Consider the following 17,735-nt stretch of genomic DNA (forward strand, 5'->3'; position numbering starts at 1 on the left):
GCTCTCGCGCGGACCGCGGTACCACCCTGCTTATCGTTGGGTTCCTGAGCCTGTCGAAGGACTCAACGATCACTCTCACTGCGGCGATGACGGGCCTGCCCCGCTCGGTTCTACTTGCCTCCCCTCAACAACCCGTGGGTCGCTGAGCTTTTCGAAGCGTTCTTCCGAGAGCTCCCCGGTGATGGCCGGATCACAGCTGATGCGCCCATTCTACGTCTTCGCGCGCTGCGCAGCATCCGCTCGGAACACCCACGCTCCCAGCCACCTCAGCGCTTCGCGCGGGATTCTGCACCAGCCGCGGACGGATTCCGGGAATTCGTCCGCGCGAAGCGCTGTTCTCCGCGCGAAGCGCACGCGTTCAGGCCGCGAGGTGCAGTCCCTGCGCGACGGCGCGCATGATCAGGTCCTGAACGAGCGGCCAGTCGAACATCATCTGGGCGTAGGACACCCGGATGACGTGATACCCGAGGAGCTTCAGCTCGGCATCGTGCCGGATGTCCTCCGAGCGCTGCGCGCCGACATGATGCCTGCCGTCGATCTGCAGCACCAACCGCGCGCCGATCAGCGCATCCACGCGGTGGCCATGTATCCAGGTCTGGATCCGCAGCGGCAGACTCAGCCAGCGCAACCTCGGCCGCAGGTACGTCTCGAGTCCGGCATCCGCGAACGGCGTCGCCTCCGCCAGCACCCGGCGTGCGGCAGGACGCAACGACAGCCGCGACATGGCCGCCATCTCGACCAGCCCCTTGTTGAACGCCGAGTCCCAGGTGGCGAGTGCCTGTTCGAAAGGCTCGCACTCGGCGATGTAGGAGAGCACGTTCTCGATCGGGTCGATGACGGAATCAGGGTCCCTGGGGATCAGCGGGATTCCCCAGTGCACCTTGGCAGCGACGCCGACGTTACCCGTGCGAGTCGGCGGCACCGCGACGTGCGGCGGTCCGGAGGCATCATGCAGCCAAAGATCGTAGTGCTGGGCGGCGGTCCGGCAGGTGATCACGACGCCGAACTTCGCGGCGTCGTGAACGCCATGAGCGCATTGATGTCCGGAGTCATTCCGGTAGCCTGCGCGATCGCGGGCGGCTCGGAAGCCGCCCTGGCCACAATCTGTGGAGAACGATTCGGATCCGGCGAATGTGCAGGACGAATGGCACACGACCATCCCGCGCGCTTCGCGCGGGATTCTGCACCAGCCGCGGACAGATTCCGGGAATTCGTCCGCGCGAAGCGCAGTTCTCCGCGCGAAGCGCCGGTCAGTCTGAGCGCCAGCGATCTAGGATGCCGAGGCGGCCTCCACAAGACCCGCCAGCGATCCCAGCGCCTGCACCCCGGTCAGCTCCCCCGGCATGAGCGGGATCTCGATCACCGGTACTGGGACCTCGGCCCGCACTCGCTGCAGGTGCACATCCTCACCGCCGCGCCGCTCTCGCAGCAGCTCACCGGCGCCGTCCGGGGAGCGGCGGTTGGCGATCAGCGCCGCGACATCGACATGCATGCCGTTCAGGGTCTCAACGACCTCGAAGGTCTCGGCCACCGGCAGCGCCTCGGCGGTGAACACCACGACGAAACCGGTGCGCTGCGGGTCGGCGATCGCCTGCTGGAGCGCGTCGAAGCGATCGCGGCGGCTCTGCAGCGCGCGCCGCAGGTCGCCCTGCGCCTCGGCCTGCCGATCCGAGCCGCCGGTGAGTCCACGCATCGCCGCCGAGAAGCGCTCGGAGCGGTCGCGGTTGCGCAGCAGGGTCTCGGTCCAGCCGGCCAGCTGACCGGGCAGTGCCAGAAGGCGCAGAGTGTGCCCGGAGGGAGCGGTGTCGAAGATCACCGCGTCATAGTCCCGCCGGCCGATCTCGGCCAGCTCGGCGATGCGCTCGAGCACGGCGGATTCGTGACTCCCCGGCGCATGCCGGGCCCGCTCCAGATGCGCGCGCGCCGGCGCATGCTGGCGCTCGGGCAGCATCCGGATCATCGTCCTCTCCACCGCGGCGAGGTGACGGGCGATCGTGGCGAGCGGGTCGATCTCGACGCCGTCGACGAACCCGCCGCCGATGCCGTCGCCGAAGTCGGCGAGCCGCTGCGGCGCGTCACCCACCTCGGTCCGCCAGAGGTGGCCCAGATTGTGGGCGGGGTCGGTCGAGACGACCAGCACCCGCTCGCCGGCGCGGGCGCGCGAGACGGCGAGCGCCGAGGCCAGCGAGGTCTTGCCCACCCCGCCCTTGCCGCCGACGAAGAGCATCGGCCGGCGCAGTGCTTCTAGCAGCATGTGACGTGATCCAGGGGTGAACGGGGCATACCCATACGGCGATGCCAGTCGTGGAAGTCGGCGGCGAGCATCGGCATGAACTCGGCGCTGTAGTACGCGGCAGGGTCCGGCACGCCCAGCGCCTCGCCGAGCACGATGAGCGCGAACAGGTCGTCCTCATCGCGACGTTCGCGGGCCAGGGTCTGCCGGTAGGGGCCCGCGTAGTACTCCGCGAGCCCCTGCCGGATGGCGGCCCAGCGTCGTCGCAGACGCTGGGCCGGCCGGATGTCGGACATAGGTCAGACCTCTTCGCGCACCGCCTCGAGCTGCGCGTCCTCATCCTCGTGCTCGGGCGGATCGGTCGCGGCCTTGCGCATCGCGATCGCGGCCTCGACCGCCACCCAGATGCTCGAGGCGATGATCACCACGTCGAGGGCGAACAGCAGCCAGTCGGCCTTCGCGGGATCGGCGAACGAGGCCAGCTGCTCGATGGCGGCCCAGAACGAGAGCACGAACACCAGTACGAGCGGGATGAGTGCAGGCAGCGGGTTGCGCCGCTTGCGGATGAGCATCACCGCCACGATCGACAGCGTCAGCGAGGCCAGCAGCTGGTTCGTGGTGCCGAACAGCGGCCAGATGCGCAGACCGCCGCCGCCGTCGAGACCCTGCGAGAAGGTCAGGCCGAGCCCCACCACCACGACCACGATCGTCGCGGGGAACTTCGTGATCTTCAGCCGCATCGAGTCGCCGATCTCCTGCACCACGAAGCGCAGCAGTCGCATGCCGGTGTCCATCGTGGTGGCGGCGAACAGCACGGCCATGGTCGCCAGCACCGTGGCGCTCAGCGATGCCGGCAGCCCGATTCCCGCCTGCATGAGCGCCCCGCCACCGGTGACGAAGGCACCGACACCGCCGGCGCCGAAGGCGCTGTAGACCTCATCCCACTCGGCGACCGTACGGAAGCCGGCGATCACGGCGAGGATTGTGCCCAGCGAGAGCAGTCCCTCGCCGACGGCACCGAAGTAGCCGACGAAGCGGGCGTCGGTCTCCTTGTCGAGCTGCTTCGAGCTGGTGCCGGAGGACACCATGCCGTGGAAGCCCGAGATGGCACCGCAGGCGATCGTCACGAACAGCAGCGGCACCATGCTCGGCGTGCCCTCCGGCACGGCGGTGTTGATCGCCGGCGCGACGATCTCGGGAGCCGCGCCCGAGAACAGCGTGGCGGTGAGCACCGAGCCGAACAGCAGGATGAGCCCCACGAACAGCTGCACGCCGTTGATGTAGTCACGCGGCTGCAGCAGCACCCAGACCGGGAGCAGCGAGGCGATCGCGCCGTAGATGAACAGCGTGAGGATCCAGAAGGTCGCCGGCCCCATGCCCAGGAAGTCATCCGGCAGCACCACGGGGACCTGGTCTCCGAGCACGATCAGCGAGTACAGCGCCACGACGCCCACGACGGTGACCGGCAGCAGCGGCCAGCGCAGCCGGTACACGGCGACACCCACGAGCAGCGCCACCACGATCGCACCCCAGGTGGGGATGACCGCGCTGGGGGTGCTGATCAGCAGGTTCTTGATGACGACCGCGAACGCGGCGATCACCATCAGCAGCAGCAGGAAGATGACGACCAGGAACAGGCTCGCCCCGCGCTTGCCGATGTAGCGGGCGGAGAGGGCTCCGATCGAACGGCCCTTGTTGCGGGTCGACGCCCACAGCGCGCCCAGGTCGTGCATGCCGGCGAAGAACACCGTGCCGATCGTGACCCAGAGGAACGCGGGGACCCAGCCCCAGATCACCGCGATCGCGGGACCGACGATCGGCGCAGCACCGGCGACGGAGGTGAAGTGGTGACCCCAGAGGATGAACTTGTTCGTCGGCACGTAGTCGATGCCGTCGTTGAGTTCATGCGCGGGGGTCTTGAACGCCGGGTCGAGTCTGTAGACCCGGTTCGCGAGATAGCGGGAGTAGAAGATGTATCCGGCCGCGAAGATGGCCAAGCCGATGAACATCAGCAGAACGGGAGACATTCGTGTGACTTCCTTTCGGCAGCGACGTCGTCGTCACTGTTCCTGCCACCCTAGCGAACCTGATATTCCGCTGTGAGTCCCGACACTCGCTGACGGGGATCAGAACCACGGGATCACGGGATACCGACGCCCGGTAGACTCGCAGGACAACCCACACTCAGGCACGCTCACACAGTGCCGCACACATCGCTCAAGGAGACCTCCATGTCAGCCATTCCCGACAAGCCCGCGCTCGAAGGTCTCGAAGCGAAGTGGGGTGAGCGCTGGTCCGAGCAGGGGACGTTCCTGTTCGACCGCGCCGGCGCCGCAGCATCCGGTCGTGACGGCGTCTACTCGATCGACACGCCTCCGCCGACGGCATCCGGCAGCCTGCACATCGGTCACGTGTTCTCGTATACGCACACCGACATCAAGGCCCGCTACGAGCGCATGCGCGGCAAGAAGGTCTTCTACCCGATGGGCTGGGACGACAACGGCCTGCCCACCGAGCGCCGCGTGCAGAACTACTACGGCGTGCGCTGCGACCCCTCCCTCCCCTACGACGCCGACTTCACCCCGCCGTTCGAGGGCGGCGACAACAAGTCGTCTCGTGCCGCGGACCAGATCCCGATCAGCCGCCGCAACTTCATCGAGCTGTGCGAGAAGCTGACCGTCGAGGACGAGAAGCAGTTCGAGGCGCTGTTCCGTCAGCTCGGGCTGAGCGTGGACTGGACCCAGACCTACCGCACCATCTCGGACGACACGATCCGGCAGAGCCAGCTCGCCTTCCTGCGCGGGCTCGACCGCGGCGAGGCCTACCAGTCGCTCGCGCCGACCCTGTGGGACATCGACTTCCGCTCGGCGATCGCCCAGGCAGAGCTCGAGGACCGCGAGCAGCAGGCATCCTTCCACCGCGTCGCCTTCCACAAGACCGACAGTTCGGGCGACATCCACATCGAGACCACCCGCCCCGAGCTGCTGCCCGCCTGCGTGGCCCTGGTGGCCCACCCCGACGACGAGCGCTACCAGCCGTACTTCGGCTCGACGGTGCGCACGCCGCTGTTCGACGTCGAGGTGCCGGTGCTGGCGCACCACCTCGCCCAGCCCGACAAGGGCTCGGGCATCGCGATGATCTGCACCTTCGGCGACGTCACCGATATCATCTGGTGGCGCGAGCTCGACCTGCCCAACCGCACCATCCTCGGCAAGGACGGCCGCGTGCTGACCGACGCCCCCGAGGCGATCACGACGGATGCCGGAAAGGCGGCGTACGCCGAACTCGCGGGCAAGACCGTGTTCAGCGCCCGCAAGGCCATCGTCGACCTGCTCGGCGAGTCGGGCGACCTGCTCGAGGTGTCGAAGCCCTTCAGCCACGCCGTGAAGTTCTTCGAGAAGGGCGACCGCCCGCTCGAGATCGTCTCCACGCGCCAGTGGTACATCCGCAACGGCGCCCGGGATGCCGAGCTGCGCGACGAGCTGCTCGAGCACGGCCGCGAGCTGGCCTGGCACCCCGACTTCATGCGCGTGCGCTACGAGAACTGGGTCGGCGGGCTCACCGGCGACTGGCTGATCTCGCGTCAGCGCTTCTTCGGCGTGCCGATCCCCGTCTGGTACGCGCTCGACGAGAACGGCGAGCGCGACTACGGCCGCGTGCTGACGCCTTCGCTCGAGAGCCTGCCGATCGACCCCACCACCGACGTGCCCGACGGCTACACCGAGGACCAGCGCGGCGTGCCGGGCGGCTTCGACGCCGAACAGGACATCTTCGACACCTGGGCGACTTCGTCGCTGACCCCGCAGCTGGCCGGCGGCTGGCAGCGTGATGAGCAGCTGTGGGACCTGGTGTCGCCGTTCGATCTGCGCCCGCAGGGTCAGGACATCATCCGCACCTGGCTGTTCTCGACGATGCTGCGCTCGACGCTCGAGGATCACCGCTCGCCGTGGCGCAACGCGGCGATCTCGGGCTTCATCGTCGACCCCGACCGCAAGAAGATGTCGAAGTCGAAGGGCAACGTCGTCACGCCCGCCGACATCCTCGACAAGCACGGCTCGGACGCGGTGCGCTACTGGTCGGCATCCAGCCGTCTGGGTATGGATGCCGCATTCGACCCGCAGAACCCCACGCAGGTGAAGATCGGCCGCCGCCTGGCGATCAAGATCCTCAACGCGGCGAAGTTCGTGCTGTCGTTCCCGGTGCCTGAGGGCGCCGAGATCACGCACGCGCTGGACGCCTCGATGCTCACCTCGCTCGACGGCGTGGTGCGCGAGGCCACCCGCGCGTACGAGAACTACGACCAGGCCAAGGCGCTCGAGGTGACCGAGGCGTTCTTCTGGACGTTCTGCGATGACTACCTCGAGCTCGTCAAGGAGCGCGCCTACGACCAGACCGACGTGGGGCAGGCATCCGCTGCCCTCGCGCTGCGACTGGCCCTTTCGACCCTGCTGCGGCTGCTCGCCCCGATCGTGTCGTTCGCGACCGAGGAGGCGTGGTCGTGGTTCGAGGAGGGCTCCGTCCACACCGCCGCCTGGCCCGAGCCTGCAGGCATCCAGGGCGACACCGCCGTGCTCGCGACCGCGAGTGAGGCGCTGATCGGCATCCGCCGTGCCAAGACCGAGGCCAAGGCCTCGCAGAAGACGCCGGTGTCGACCGCGACGATCGCCGCCCCCGCCGAGAAGATCGAGGCGCTGCGCGCCGCCGCAGACGATCTGCGCGCCGTGGGACGCATCGCGGAGCTCAACTTCGCGGAGGCCGACGAACTCGCCGTGACCGCGATCGAACTCGCACCCGTGGAGGCCTGATCATGCAGCTGGGCACCCGCTGGGCCACAGGCGCCGAGCCGCCGGCATCCGTTCCCGCAGAGCTTCGCCCCGCGATCGCGGAGGTCGAGGCCCGGCTCGCTGAGTCCCTGCGCCTGTCGAAGGGCGGCCACTGGACGCTGACCTGGCTCGAGGGCCGGCCGCTCGCCGAGCTCGACGCCGGGTGGGAGGTCCTGCTCACGGCATCCGGCGAGGTCGTCGCCCGTCCCTTCCAGGACTGACGCGCCCATCTCGCCGGCCTGACGCACCCAACAGGCGCCGAAACCCCTCGTGAGCGTCGAGACCCCTCGTGATTCGCGTGAATCACGAGGGGTCTCGGCACTGGTGAGGGGTTTCGGCGGGCGGGGGCAGGCGGGCTCGCGTGTCAGGGGCGGGGGCGGGAGCCCAGCGTGAGCAGGGCCATGTCGAGCGCACGGGGGTCGTGCCGCCGTGCGTGCTGCTCGCGCAGCATGTCGAGCGCGATCTCGCGGCGCTCGGCCCGCACGGCGATGCGGTGGTCGACGTACCTGGTCAGGGATTCGGCGAGACGCCGCAGGCCGCGTTCCAGCGCGGTGGGGCTCGCAAGACGGATGGTGGCACTGGTCATGATCGCTCCTGGTCCCCCTCCGCGCGGCCGACGGCCACGGGGAGGTCGAAGATCTCGGTGCGCAGCGTCACACGGCGGGTTCCCGGCGTGTCCTGCTGCCCTTCATAGCGTTTGAGGATGCCGTCGATGACGGAGGTGAGCTCGGCGGTCACCTCGGCCAGCTGCTCGGCCGTGAGGTCGAGCATCGAGGTCGTCACGAGTCCGGCATCCTTCCAGCCGTCCTCCCGCTCGGACGCCGGACGGTTGATGTACTCCATGAGCGTCTGGTGACGAAGCCGGAAGAACTCGGCGGTCACGATCTGCGCCGCGGCGCGTCCGGACGGCGACGCCTGATCGGCGGGCCCGGGCAGGTTCACGCGCCCCTTCGGGCGTTCCCACCAGCGCTCCCTGGCCGTGCCGCGGTCGGGCACCTCGCGGATCAGGTCATGCGCGGCGAGAGCGCGCAGGTGGTAGCTGGTCGCACCGGAGGTCTCCCCGATCAGCGCGGCGAGCGTGCTCGCCGTCTGCGGGCCACGCTCGCTGAGCAGATCGTAGATCCGCACACGCAGCGGGTGCGCGAGCGCCTTGAGTGCCCCGGCGTCGAGTGTGCGGCCCTGTTCGTTCTCCATGCATGCAAAGATACCTTTGCAACATTCTCTTTGCAAGCGACTCTTTGCAAAGAGTTCTCTGCACCACTCGGAGACGTCACCCCACCGCGGCGCGTGCCCCGACGAACGCGGCCACGCAGCGTTCGATCTGCTCGGGCGTGTGCGCTGCCGAGAGCTGCACGCGGATGCGCGCCAGCCCGCGCGGCACCACGGGGAAGCTGAAGGCCGTCACGTAGACGCCCCGCTCCTGCATGGCGCGCGCTATCCGGGCCGTGAGGGCGGCGTCGCCGAACATCACCGGCACGATCGGATGCTCCCCCGGCAGCAGGTCGAAGCCCTCGGCGGCCATCCGCCGGCGGAACAGCGCCGCATTCTCACGCAGCCGGGCGCGCAGGTCGGCGGATCCCTCGACGAGGTCGAGCGCGGTGAGGGTCCCGGCCACGATCGACGGCGCCAGGGTGTTCGAGAACAGGTAGGGGCGGGAGCGCTGCCGCAGCAGCGCGACGATCTCGCGGTGCGAGGCGACATACCCGCCGGATGCTCCGCCGAGCGCCTTGCCGAAGGTGCCGGTGTAGATGTCGACCCGGCCCTCGACGCCGCACAGTTCGGGGGTGCCTCGTCCGTGGTCGCCGATGAAGCCCACCGCGTGCGAGTCGTCCACGAACACGAGTGCGTCGTAGCGCTCGGCGAGGTCGCAGATCTCCTGCAGCGGCGCGATGTAGCCGTCCATCGAGAACACGCCGTCGGTGACGATCACGCGGAAGCGCGCGTCGGCGGCATCCTGCAGCTGCTGCTCGAGGTCGGCCATGTCGCGGTTGCGGTAGCGCAGGCGGCGGGCCTTCGACAGCCGGATGCCGTCGATGATCGAGGCGTGGTTGAGCTCATCCGAGATGATGGCGTCCTCCGCCGAGAACAGCGTCTCGAAGACGCCGCCGTTCGCATCGAAGCACGACGAGTACAGGATCGCGTCCTCGGTGCCGAGGAAGGCCGAGAGTCGGCGCTCGAGAAGGAGGTGCTGCTCCTGCGTGCCGCAGATGAATCGCACGCTGGCCAGCCCGTAGCCCCATTCGTCCAGCGCCGCCCTGGCGGCATCCAGGATGCGGGGGTCGTCGGCGAGGCCGAGGTAGTTGTTGGCGCAGAAGTTCAGCACCTCCGCACCGTCGGCGGTGATCTGCGCGCCCTGCGGCCCCCGGATCCCCCGTTCGTGCTTGGTCAGCCCTGCGCTCTCGATCCCGGTGAGTTCGGCCGCCACATGGTCCTTGAACGCGGTGTACATCGGAACTCCGTTTCCTACAGCTCGGTCGTTTCCTACAGCTCGGTCGTTTCCTACAGGCTCGTCCAGTCGAGGATGATCTTGCCGGTGACCGCCGATTCGGCGGCGGCGAAGCCGCGCTCCCACTCGCGGGCGGGCAGCACATCCGCCACGACACGGCTGATCGAGTCACGCAGCACGGCGCTGGTCTGCAGCATCGCGCCCATCGCGTTCCACGTCTCGAACATCTCGCGGCCGTAGATGCCCTTGATGGTGAGCATGTGGGTGACCAGCTTGCCCCAGTCGATCTCGAACCCGGCGGCCGGCAGGCCGAGCATGGCGATCCGCCCGCCGTGGTTCATGTTGTCGATCATGGCGGGAAGGGCCCGCGGTGATCCGCTCATCTCGAAGCCGATGTCGAAGCCCTCGCGCATGCCGAGCGCGATCTGCGCCTCACGGATGTCGTGCTGCGACACGTCGATCACCTGATCGGCGCCCATGGTCGTCGCCATCTCCAGCCGCGGGATGCTGATGTCGGTCGCCGTGATGAACCGGGCGCCCGCGTGCCTGGCGACCGCGATGGCCATCAGTCCGATGGGCCCGCAGCCGGTCACAAGCACGTCCTCGCCGACCAGCGAGTACGTCAGGGCGGTGTGCACCGCGTTGCCCAGCGGATCGAAGATCGCTCCCAGCTCGGGTGTCACGTCGTCGTGATGCCCCCAGACGTTGGTCGCCGGCAGCGAGACGTACTCGGCGAAAGCGCCGTCGCGCTGCACGCCCAGGCCGATGGTGCGGATGCACATGTGCCGGCGCCCCGCCCGGCAGTTGCGGCAGGTGCCGCAGACGATGTGCCCCTCCCCCGAGACGCGATCGCCGACCCCGATGTCGTGCACGAGCGGGCCCACCTCGACGACCTCGCCGTAGAACTCGTGGCCAGGGATCAGCGGGGCCTTCACCGCGGATGCCGCCCAGTCGTCCCAGCGCCGGATGTGCAGGTCGGTTCCGCAGATGCCGGTGCGCAGCACCCGGATGACGACCTCATCCGCCGCGGCGACCGGCTCCGGGCGATCCGCGAATTCCAGCCCCGCGCCGGGCTGAGGCTTGAACAGCGCCTTCATGCTTCGATCAGACCGCATCCGACGTTGTAGAGCAATCGTCACTTGCTGCACGGTTCATTGAGTCGGCGCTTAAACGTAGGATCGCAGGGTGGAACTCCATCAGCTGCAGATCCTGCGCGAACTGGGCGCGCTGGGCAGCGTGACCGCCGTCGCCGAGGCGATGCGCGTGACTCCCTCGGCCATCTCGCAGCAGCTCGCCGCGCTGCAACGCGGCTTCCGCACACCGCTCACGCGCAAGCAGGGCCGCACGCTCGCACTGACCGCAGCCGGTGAGGTGCTCGCCGCGGCCGGCGCCGAGGCGATCGATGCGGTCGCCGCCGCCCGCAACGCGCTGGACGACTTCGAGCACGACGTCACCGGCGCCGTCGCGATCAGCGGATTCCACAGCGTCGGCCAGGCGCTGTTCGGGCTGCTGCTGCGCGAGCTCACCGACTCCGGTCCGGCACCCGCCGTGCACCTCACCGACGAGGACGTCGCGCAGAGCGAGTTCCCCGCGCTGACCGCGCGCTACGACCTCGTGCTCGCGCATCGGATGGCGCATTCCGCGCAGTGGCCCGCCAACGGCATCCGCAGTCTGACGCTCGTGCGCGAGCCGCTCGACGTCGCCGTGGCGGCGACGCATCCGCTGGCCTCGCGCCGCTCGCTCTCCCCCGCCGACGTCGCAGGCGAGCGCTGGGTCACCAGCCGCATCGGGTACTCCCCGGACGACGTGCTGCGCGCGGTCGCCGCTGTCGCGAACCGCCCGGTGCAGGTGCAGCACCGCATCAACGACTACGGTGCGGTCGCGGCGGTCGTCGCCACCGGAGACGCGATCGGGATGCTGCCGCGGTACACCTCTCGCAGCGTCGACGACCGCGACATCGTGCGCCTGCCGCTGCACGGGGTGAACACGCTGCGTTCGATCGATGTGCTCGCACGGCCCGAGAATCTGCGGCGCAGCTCGGTGCGCCGGGTGATCGAGGCGCTGCAGCGAGCGATGGCGCGCCTGAGCGGCTGATCCGTCCTCGACCCGATCCGTCCTGGGTACACCCCCATTAGGCTCGGGGGATGACCGCGACGACGAATCCGCTGCTCCAGCCCTCCTCGCTCCCCTACGGCCTGCCGGACTTCGCCGCCATCCGTCCGGAGCACTACCTGCCCGCATTCCGGGCGGCTTTCGAGGCGCACCTGGAGGAGATCCGCGCGATCACCGGGGCGTCCGCGATGCCGACGTTCGAGAACACGATCGAGGCGCTCGAGCGCAGCGGTGAACCACTCGACCGGGTCGCCCACACGTTCTACACGGTGAACTCGGCCGATGCCACCGCTGAGATCCAGGCGGTCGACGAGCAGCTGGCGCCGCTGATGGCCGCACACGATGACGCGATCCGGCTGGACTCGGCGCTCTACGAGCGGGTCTCGCAGGTGCACTCGCAGCTGGCGGATCTCGAGCTCGACGACGAGCAGCGCTACCTCGTGCAGCGGCACTTCCGTGAGATGACGCACGCCGGCGCCGCGCTCGACGACGAGTCGAAGGCGCGCCTGACCGAGCTGAACAAGCGCCTGTCGACGCTGAGCACGGCGTTCGAGAAGAACCTGCTGAACGACACGAACGAGCTGGCGGTGCTGTTCGACGACGCGGCCGAGCTGGACGGGCTCACCGCAGGCGAGCTCAGCGCCACGGCTCGCGCGGCCGCCGACCGTGGGCTGGACGGATATCTGGTGAGCCTGCCGCTGTTCAGCGGGCACCCGTACCTGGCATCGTTGACCGTCCGCGAGAGCCGCCGGCGTCTGCTCGATGCATCCCTGTCGCGCGCGTCCCGCGGCAACGAGCATGACAACCGGGTCGTGCTGACCGAGATCGTGCGTCTGCGCGCGGAGCGCGCGACGCTGCTCGGCTACGACTCGCACGCCGCGTACGTCACGGCCGATGAGACCGCCGGATCGCCGGATGCCGTGGAGCGGATGCTGCGCCGCCTGGCCGCCCCCGCGGCGCGCAACGCCGAGCGCGAGCGCGAGGCTCTGCAGCAGATCATCGACGACACCGAAGCCGAGCCCTTCACACTCGAGGCGCACGACTGGGCGTTCTACACCGAGAAGGTGCGCCAGGCGCGGTACGACATCGACACGGCCGCCCTGCGCCCGTACTTCGAGGCCGAGCGGGTGCTGCAGGACGGCGTGTTCTTCGCCGCATCCCGGCTCTACGGGGTCACGTTCACCGAGCGCACCGACCTCGCCGCCTACCACCCGGGGGCGCGGGTGTTCGAGGTGCACGACGACGACGGCTCCCCCGTCGGCCTGTACGTGCTCGACCTGTACACCCGTGACTCCAAGCGCGGCGGCGCGTGGATGAACCCGATCGTCAGCGAGTCGTCGCTGCGCGGCACCCTGCCTGTCGTCGCCAACAACCTCAACGTGTCACGGCCCGGCGATGGCCAGCCGACCCTGCTCACGCTCGACGAGGTCACGACGCTGTTCCACGAGTTCGGGCACGCGCTGCACGGCTTGTTCGCGCGCGTGACCTACCCGCACTTCTCGGGCACGAATGTGTTCCGCGACTTCGTGGAGTTCCCCAGCCAGGTCAACGAGATGTGGATCCTGTGGAGCGAGGTGCTCGACAACTACGCCCGGCACCACGAGACCGATGAGCCGCTGGATGCCGCGATCGTCGAGCGGCTGCACGCCACCGAGACCTTCGATCAGGGTCATGCCACGAGCGAGTACCTGGCGGCGGCCTGGCTCGATCAGGCCTGGCACCTGCTCGGCGCCGATGCCGTGGTCGGCGATGTCGCCGCGTTCGAGAAGGACGCGCTCAACGACATCGGGCTGCTGAACCCGGTGGTGCCGACCCGCTACTCGTCGACGTACTTCGCGCACGTCTTCTCGGGCGGGTACAGCGCCGGGTACTACTCGTACATCTGGAGCGAGGTGCTCGACGCCGACACCGTCGAGTGGTTCCGGTCGAACGGCGGGCTCACGCGCGAGAACGGCGACCGGTTCCGGCAGCGACTGCTGGGTGTCGGCGGCTCGAAGGATCCGCTCGACGCCTACCGCGACTTCCGCGACCGGGATGCCGAGATCGCCCCGTTGCTCAAGCGCCGCGGCCTGGATGGCTGAGGGGCGGGTCTATCGCCCGCGCCGCAGAATCTCGCAGTTCTGCAGAATCTCGCAGGGTTTCGGCTGATTCCCTGCGGAATCCTGCATTTCTGCGAATTTCTGTGGCGCGAAGAGGCCGAGCCAGGCCGAGCTGAGCTGAGCTGAGCTGAGCGGGAAGTCAGCCGGCGCAGGCGACGCGACCGGTCCATGACGACGCGCCAGGGCGCGGGCCGGTGGTCTGTCACGCCGGTCAGGCGCTCTTGCGCTTGCGGGACATGACGACGGTGGGCGGGGCGCCCTCGTCGACGGCCGCCTTGGTCACGACGACCTTGGTGACGTCCTCTGCGGAGGGGATCTCGAACATGATCGGGCCGAGCACGTCCTCGAGGATCGCCCGCAGTCCGCGAGCACCGGTCTTGCGCTCGACGGCGAGGTCGGCGATCGAGCGCAGCGCGTCCCCCTCGAACTCCAGCTGCACCCCGTCGATCTCGAACATGCGCTGGTACTGCTTGACCAGCGCGTTGCGGGGGCCGGTGAGGATGTCGATCAGCGCTTCCTGGTCGAGCGGCGAGACCGAGGTGACGACGGGCAGGCGGCCGATGAACTCGGGGATCAGGCCGAACTTGTGCAGGTCCTCGGGGAGCACCTCGCTGAACAGGTCGAGGTCCTTGCCCTTGTCGTGCAGCGGGGCGCCGAAGCCGACGCCGTGCTTGCCCACGCGGGCCGAGATGATGTCCTCGAGACCGGCGAAGGCGCCGGCGACGATGAACAGCACGTTCGTGGTGTCGATCTGCAGGAACTCCTGGTGCGGGTGCTTGCGTCCGCCCTGCGGGGGTACGGAGGCCACGGTGCCCTCGAGGATCTTCAGCAGCGCCTGTTGCACGCCCTCACCCGAGACGTCGCGGGTGATCGACGGGTTCTCGGCCTTGCGCGCGATCTTGTCGATCTCGTCGATGTAGATGATGCCGGTCTCGGCGCGCTTGGTGTCGTAGTCGGCGGCCTGCAGCAGCTTCAGCAGGATGTTCTCGACGTCTTCACCGACGTAACCCGCCTCCGTCAGCGCGGTCGCGTCGGCGACGGCGAACGGCACGTTCAGGCGCTTGGCGAGAGTCTGGGCGAGGTAGGTCTTGCCGCAGCCGGTCGGGCCGAGCATGAGGATGTTGCTCTTGGCCACCTCGACCTCTTCGGCCTTCTGCTCGGCCGACTGGATCGTGCCGCGGGCGCGGACGCGCTTGTAGTGGTTGTAGACGGCGACGGCCAGCGAGCGCTTCGCGGCATCCTGGCCGACCACGTACTCCTCGAGGAAGGAGAAGATCTCGCGCGGCTTGGGCAGCTCGAAGTCCGCGATCGGACCGCTGCCGGCCTCGGCCATGCGCTCTTCGATGATCTCGTTGCAGAGCTCGACGCACTCATCGCAGATGTACACGCCGGGACCGGCGATGAGCTGCTGCACCTGCTTCTGGCTCTTCCCGCAGAATGAGCACTTGAACAGATCAGCGCTTTCACCGATGCGTGCCATGCGCGTCCTCCTCGCTGCAGCGGCCAGGCCCGATCCTGGCGCCGTCCTTCGAGCCTAACCGCCACCGACGACACCGGGCCGCATTGGCACGCACTCCCCGAGTCCGGATCCGCCGTCAGCGGAACCGGACTCGGGGGCGCAGTCGGTCAGACCATCGACACGGTCAGACCATCGACACGGTCAGACCATCGACACGGTCAGACCATCGACACGGTCAGACCATCGACTTGGTGTGCCAGACCGTCTTCGTCTCGGTGAACGCGGTGATGCGGTCGAGGCTCAGCTCGATGGAGCCGTTCTGCCCGGACTCGGGGCGCAGCACGCGCTTGAGCGAGTCGGCTGCGGCGATCTCGAGGTCGACCCAGTCCAGGTCTCCGGCGCCGGCGAGATCCAGCGCGTTGACGTCGGCGTGGGAGGCCAGCCACGGGGCGATCTCGGCGGGCGAGCCGGTCAGCACGTTGACCACTCCCCCCGGCACATCGCTGGTGGCGAGCACCTCCGCCAGGCTGATGGCCGACAGCGGGAACCGCTCGCTGGCCACCGCGATCACCGTGTTGCCGGTCACCAGCGCCGGCGCGATCGCCGAAACCAGGCCGAGCAGCGCCGAGTCCTGCGGCGCCACGACGGCGACGACACCCGTCGGCTCGGGCACCGAGATGTTGAAGTACGGGCCGGCGACCGGGTTGGCGTTGCCGCCGACCTGGGCGTACTTGTCGCTCCAGCCGGCGTACCAGACCCACGCGTCGATGGCGGCATCCACCTGGGCACCGGCCACCGCGGCGCTCACGCCCTCCTGGTCGACGATCTCGTCGATGAACTGGGCGCGACGACCCTCGAGGATCTCGGCCACGCGATACAGCACCTGGCCGCGGTTGTACGCGGTGGCGCCCGACCAGCCCTTGACCGCGCCGCGCGCGGCGACCACGGCATCCCTGGCATCCTTGCGCGACGCCTTGGCGGCGTTGGCGAGGAAGGCGCCCTTGGCGGAGAGCACCTCGTAGGTGCGCCCCGACTCGCTGCGCGGGAAGGCCCCGCCGATGGCGAGCTTGTACGTCTTCGGAACACTGAGTCGTTGGTTGACAGACGGCCGCTTGCTCATGCCGATGCTCCCTTGAGGTATGCGGTCAGGCCGTGGCGGCCGCCCTCCCGGCCGTAGCCGGATTCCTTGTAGCCGCCGAACGGGCTCGACGGATCGAAGCGGTTGAAGGTGTTCGCCCACACCACGCCGGCGCGCAGCCGGTCGGCGACGGCGAGGATGCGGGATCCCTTGTCGCTCCAGATGCCGGCGGACAGCCCGTAGGGGGTGTTGTTCGCCTTGGCGATCGCCTCGGCCGGCGTGCGGAAGGTCAGCACCGACAGCACGGGGCCGAACACCTCGTCGCGCGCGATGCGGTGCGAGGCCTCGACGCCGGTGAAGATCGTCGGGGCGAACCAGAAGCCCTTCTCGGGGATGGCGCAGTCGGCCGTCCAGCGCTCGGCGCCCTCGGCCTCACCGATGTCGCTGAGCTCGCGGATGCGGTCCAGCTGGGCCGCCGAGTTGATCGCACCGATGTCGGTGTTCTTGTCGAGCGGGTCGCCCAGGCGAAGGGTCGACAGGCGGTGCTTGAGCCGGTCGATGACCTCGTCGTGGATCGACTCCTGCACGAGCAGCCGGCTGCCCGCGCAGCACACGTGCCCCTGGTTGAAGAAGATGCCGTTGACGATGCCCTCGACGGCCTGATCGATGGGAGCGTCGTCGAACACGATGTTCGCGGCCTTGCCGCCGAGCTCGAGCGTGACACGCTTGTCGGTGCCGGCGATCGCCTTCGCGATGTCGCGGCCGACGCCGGTGGATCCGGTGAAGGCGACCTTGTCGACGTCGGGGTGGCGCACCAGCGTCGCACCGGTGGCCCCGGCGCCGGTGATGATGTTCACCACGCCGGCGGGCAGGTCGGCCTGCTGCAGGATCTCGGCGAAGATCAGCGCGGTCAGCGGGGTGGTCTCGGCGGGCTTGAGCACCACCGTGTTGCCGGCGGCGAGAGCCGGGGCGATCTTCCACGCCAGCATAAGCAGCGGGAAGTTCCACGGGATGATCTGCCCGGCCACGCCCAGCGCGCGCGGGTTCGCGCCGAGTCCGGCGTAGTCGAGCTTGTCGGCCCAGCCCGCGTAGTAGAAGAACCACGCGGCCACCAGCGGCACGTCGACGTCGCGGCTCTCCTTGATGGGCTTGCCGTTGTCGAGGCTCTCGGCCACGGCCAGCTCTCGCGCGCGCTCCTGCACGAGGCGCGCGATGCGGAACAGGTACTTGCCGCGGTCGCGTCCGCTCATCTTCGACCACACCTTGTCGTAGGCGCGGCGGGCGGCGGCGACGGCGCGGTCGACGTCCTCATCTGATGCCGAGGCGACCTCGGCGATGCGGCTTTCGTCGGCGGGCGAGATGGTGTGGAAGGCGGATCCTCCTCCTTCGACGAACTCGCCGTCGATGAACAGGCCGTAGCTGTCCTTGAGGTTGAGGATCGCCTTCGATTCGGGGGCGGGAGCGTACTCCAGGAAAGACATCTGC

The 17,735-nt window shown here is 68.9% G+C and carries 15 protein-coding genes; 4 read left to right on the forward strand and 11 right to left on the reverse strand.

Annotated elements, in window-relative coordinates; genetic code table 11:
* Nucleotides 1–358 precede the first annotated feature (358 nt).
* The 4 genes from H7694_RS09330 to H7694_RS09345 all read right to left on the reverse strand — a co-directional run bounded on the left by H7694_RS09330 (nt 359) and on the right by H7694_RS09345 (nt 4,260).
* Nucleotides 359–1,159 carry an endonuclease domain-containing protein gene (locus H7694_RS09330; protein WP_193596257.1) on the reverse strand — a complete coding sequence of 267 codons (801 nt, stop codon included), beginning with the start codon at nt 1,157–1,159 and terminating at the stop codon, nt 359–361.
* A gap of 111 nt (nt 1,160–1,270) precedes the next feature.
* Nucleotides 1,271–2,254 carry an ArsA family ATPase gene (locus tag H7694_RS09335; protein ID WP_193596258.1) on the reverse strand — a complete coding sequence of 328 codons (984 nt, stop codon included), beginning with the start codon at nt 2,252–2,254 and terminating at the stop codon, nt 1,271–1,273.
* Complete coding sequence (locus H7694_RS09340; protein WP_193596259.1) at nt 2,245–2,529, reverse strand: cory-CC-star protein; 285 nt, start codon at nt 2,527–2,529, stop codon at nt 2,245–2,247. Before H7694_RS09340 ends, H7694_RS09335 begins: the two co-directional genes overlap by 10 nt.
* Nucleotides 2,530–2,532: 3 nt before the next feature.
* Nucleotides 2,533–4,260 (reverse strand): carbon starvation protein A, encoded by a 1,728-nt coding sequence (locus tag H7694_RS09345; protein WP_193596260.1) that lies wholly within the window; start codon nt 4,258–4,260, stop codon nt 2,533–2,535.
* A 204-nt stretch (nt 4,261–4,464) separates the two neighbouring features.
* Between H7694_RS09345 and valS the strand changes: the two genes are divergently transcribed.
* Both valS and H7694_RS09355 read left to right on the forward strand, forming a co-directional pair.
* Nucleotides 4,465–7,038: a valine--tRNA ligase gene (gene valS / locus H7694_RS09350; RefSeq protein WP_193596261.1), complete on the forward strand. Its 2,574-nt coding sequence runs from the start codon at nt 4,465–4,467 to the stop codon at nt 7,036–7,038.
* A gap of 2 nt (nt 7,039–7,040) precedes the next feature.
* The gene (locus H7694_RS09355; RefSeq protein WP_193596262.1) at nt 7,041–7,277 is read left to right on the forward strand and encodes a hypothetical protein; all 237 of its coding nucleotides are present in this window, start codon (nt 7,041–7,043) and stop codon (nt 7,275–7,277) included.
* A 143-nt stretch (nt 7,278–7,420) separates the two neighbouring features.
* On the opposite strand, the gene H7694_RS09360 is transcribed toward H7694_RS09355, so the two are convergent.
* From H7694_RS09360 to tdh, 4 genes are all read right to left on the reverse strand, one after another.
* Nucleotides 7,421–7,642, reverse strand: coding sequence for a hypothetical protein (locus H7694_RS09360; protein WP_193596263.1), 222 nt, complete (start codon nt 7,640–7,642; stop codon nt 7,421–7,423).
* On the reverse strand, nt 7,639–8,250 hold the full coding sequence (locus H7694_RS09365; protein WP_193596264.1) for an ArsR/SmtB family transcription factor: 612 nt from the start codon (nt 8,248–8,250) through the stop codon (nt 7,639–7,641). The genes H7694_RS09360 and H7694_RS09365 overlap by 4 nt, the downstream gene beginning before the upstream one ends.
* Nucleotides 8,251–8,326: 76 nt before the next feature.
* Nucleotides 8,327–9,505: a glycine C-acetyltransferase gene (locus H7694_RS09370; protein ID WP_193596265.1), complete on the reverse strand. Its 1,179-nt coding sequence runs from the start codon at nt 9,503–9,505 to the stop codon at nt 8,327–8,329.
* 50 nt (nt 9,506–9,555) lie between these two features.
* Nucleotides 9,556–10,599 carry an L-threonine 3-dehydrogenase gene (tdh, locus tag H7694_RS09375; protein ID WP_193599156.1) on the reverse strand — a complete coding sequence of 348 codons (1,044 nt, stop codon included), beginning with the start codon at nt 10,597–10,599 and terminating at the stop codon, nt 9,556–9,558.
* An 88-nt stretch (nt 10,600–10,687) separates the two neighbouring features.
* Here tdh and H7694_RS09380 point away from each other — a divergent pair, with 88 nt between their 5' ends.
* Both H7694_RS09380 and H7694_RS09385 read left to right on the forward strand, forming a co-directional pair.
* Nucleotides 10,688–11,596 (forward strand): LysR family transcriptional regulator, encoded by a 909-nt coding sequence (locus tag H7694_RS09380; protein ID WP_193596266.1) that lies wholly within the window; start codon nt 10,688–10,690, stop codon nt 11,594–11,596.
* Between the two features lie 50 nt (nt 11,597–11,646).
* Nucleotides 11,647–13,695 (forward strand): M3 family metallopeptidase, encoded by a 2,049-nt coding sequence (locus H7694_RS09385; protein WP_193596267.1) that lies wholly within the window; start codon nt 11,647–11,649, stop codon nt 13,693–13,695.
* A gap of 229 nt (nt 13,696–13,924) precedes the next feature.
* Here the strand turns inward: H7694_RS09385 and clpX are convergent, their stop codons facing one another.
* The 3 genes from clpX to H7694_RS09400 all read right to left on the reverse strand — a co-directional run bounded on the left by clpX (nt 13,925) and on the right by H7694_RS09400 (nt 17,731).
* Nucleotides 13,925–15,193: an ATP-dependent Clp protease ATP-binding subunit ClpX gene (gene clpX, locus H7694_RS09390; protein WP_193596268.1), complete on the reverse strand. Its 1,269-nt coding sequence runs from the start codon at nt 15,191–15,193 to the stop codon at nt 13,925–13,927.
* A 214-nt stretch (nt 15,194–15,407) separates the two neighbouring features.
* Entirely contained in the window at nt 15,408–16,292 is an 885-nt protein-coding gene (locus H7694_RS09395; RefSeq protein ID WP_193596269.1) for an aldehyde dehydrogenase family protein, read from the reverse strand.
* The gene (locus H7694_RS09400) at nt 16,289–17,731 is read right to left on the reverse strand and encodes an aldehyde dehydrogenase family protein (protein ID WP_193599157.1); all 1,443 of its coding nucleotides are present in this window, start codon (nt 17,729–17,731) and stop codon (nt 16,289–16,291) included. Before H7694_RS09400 ends, H7694_RS09395 begins: the two co-directional genes overlap by 4 nt.
* Nucleotides 17,732–17,735: the final 4 nt, after the last annotated feature.

This window comes from Microbacterium sp. YJN-G (genome assembly GCF_015040615.1).
Taxonomy (GTDB): domain Bacteria; phylum Actinomycetota; class Actinomycetes; order Actinomycetales; family Microbacteriaceae; genus Microbacterium.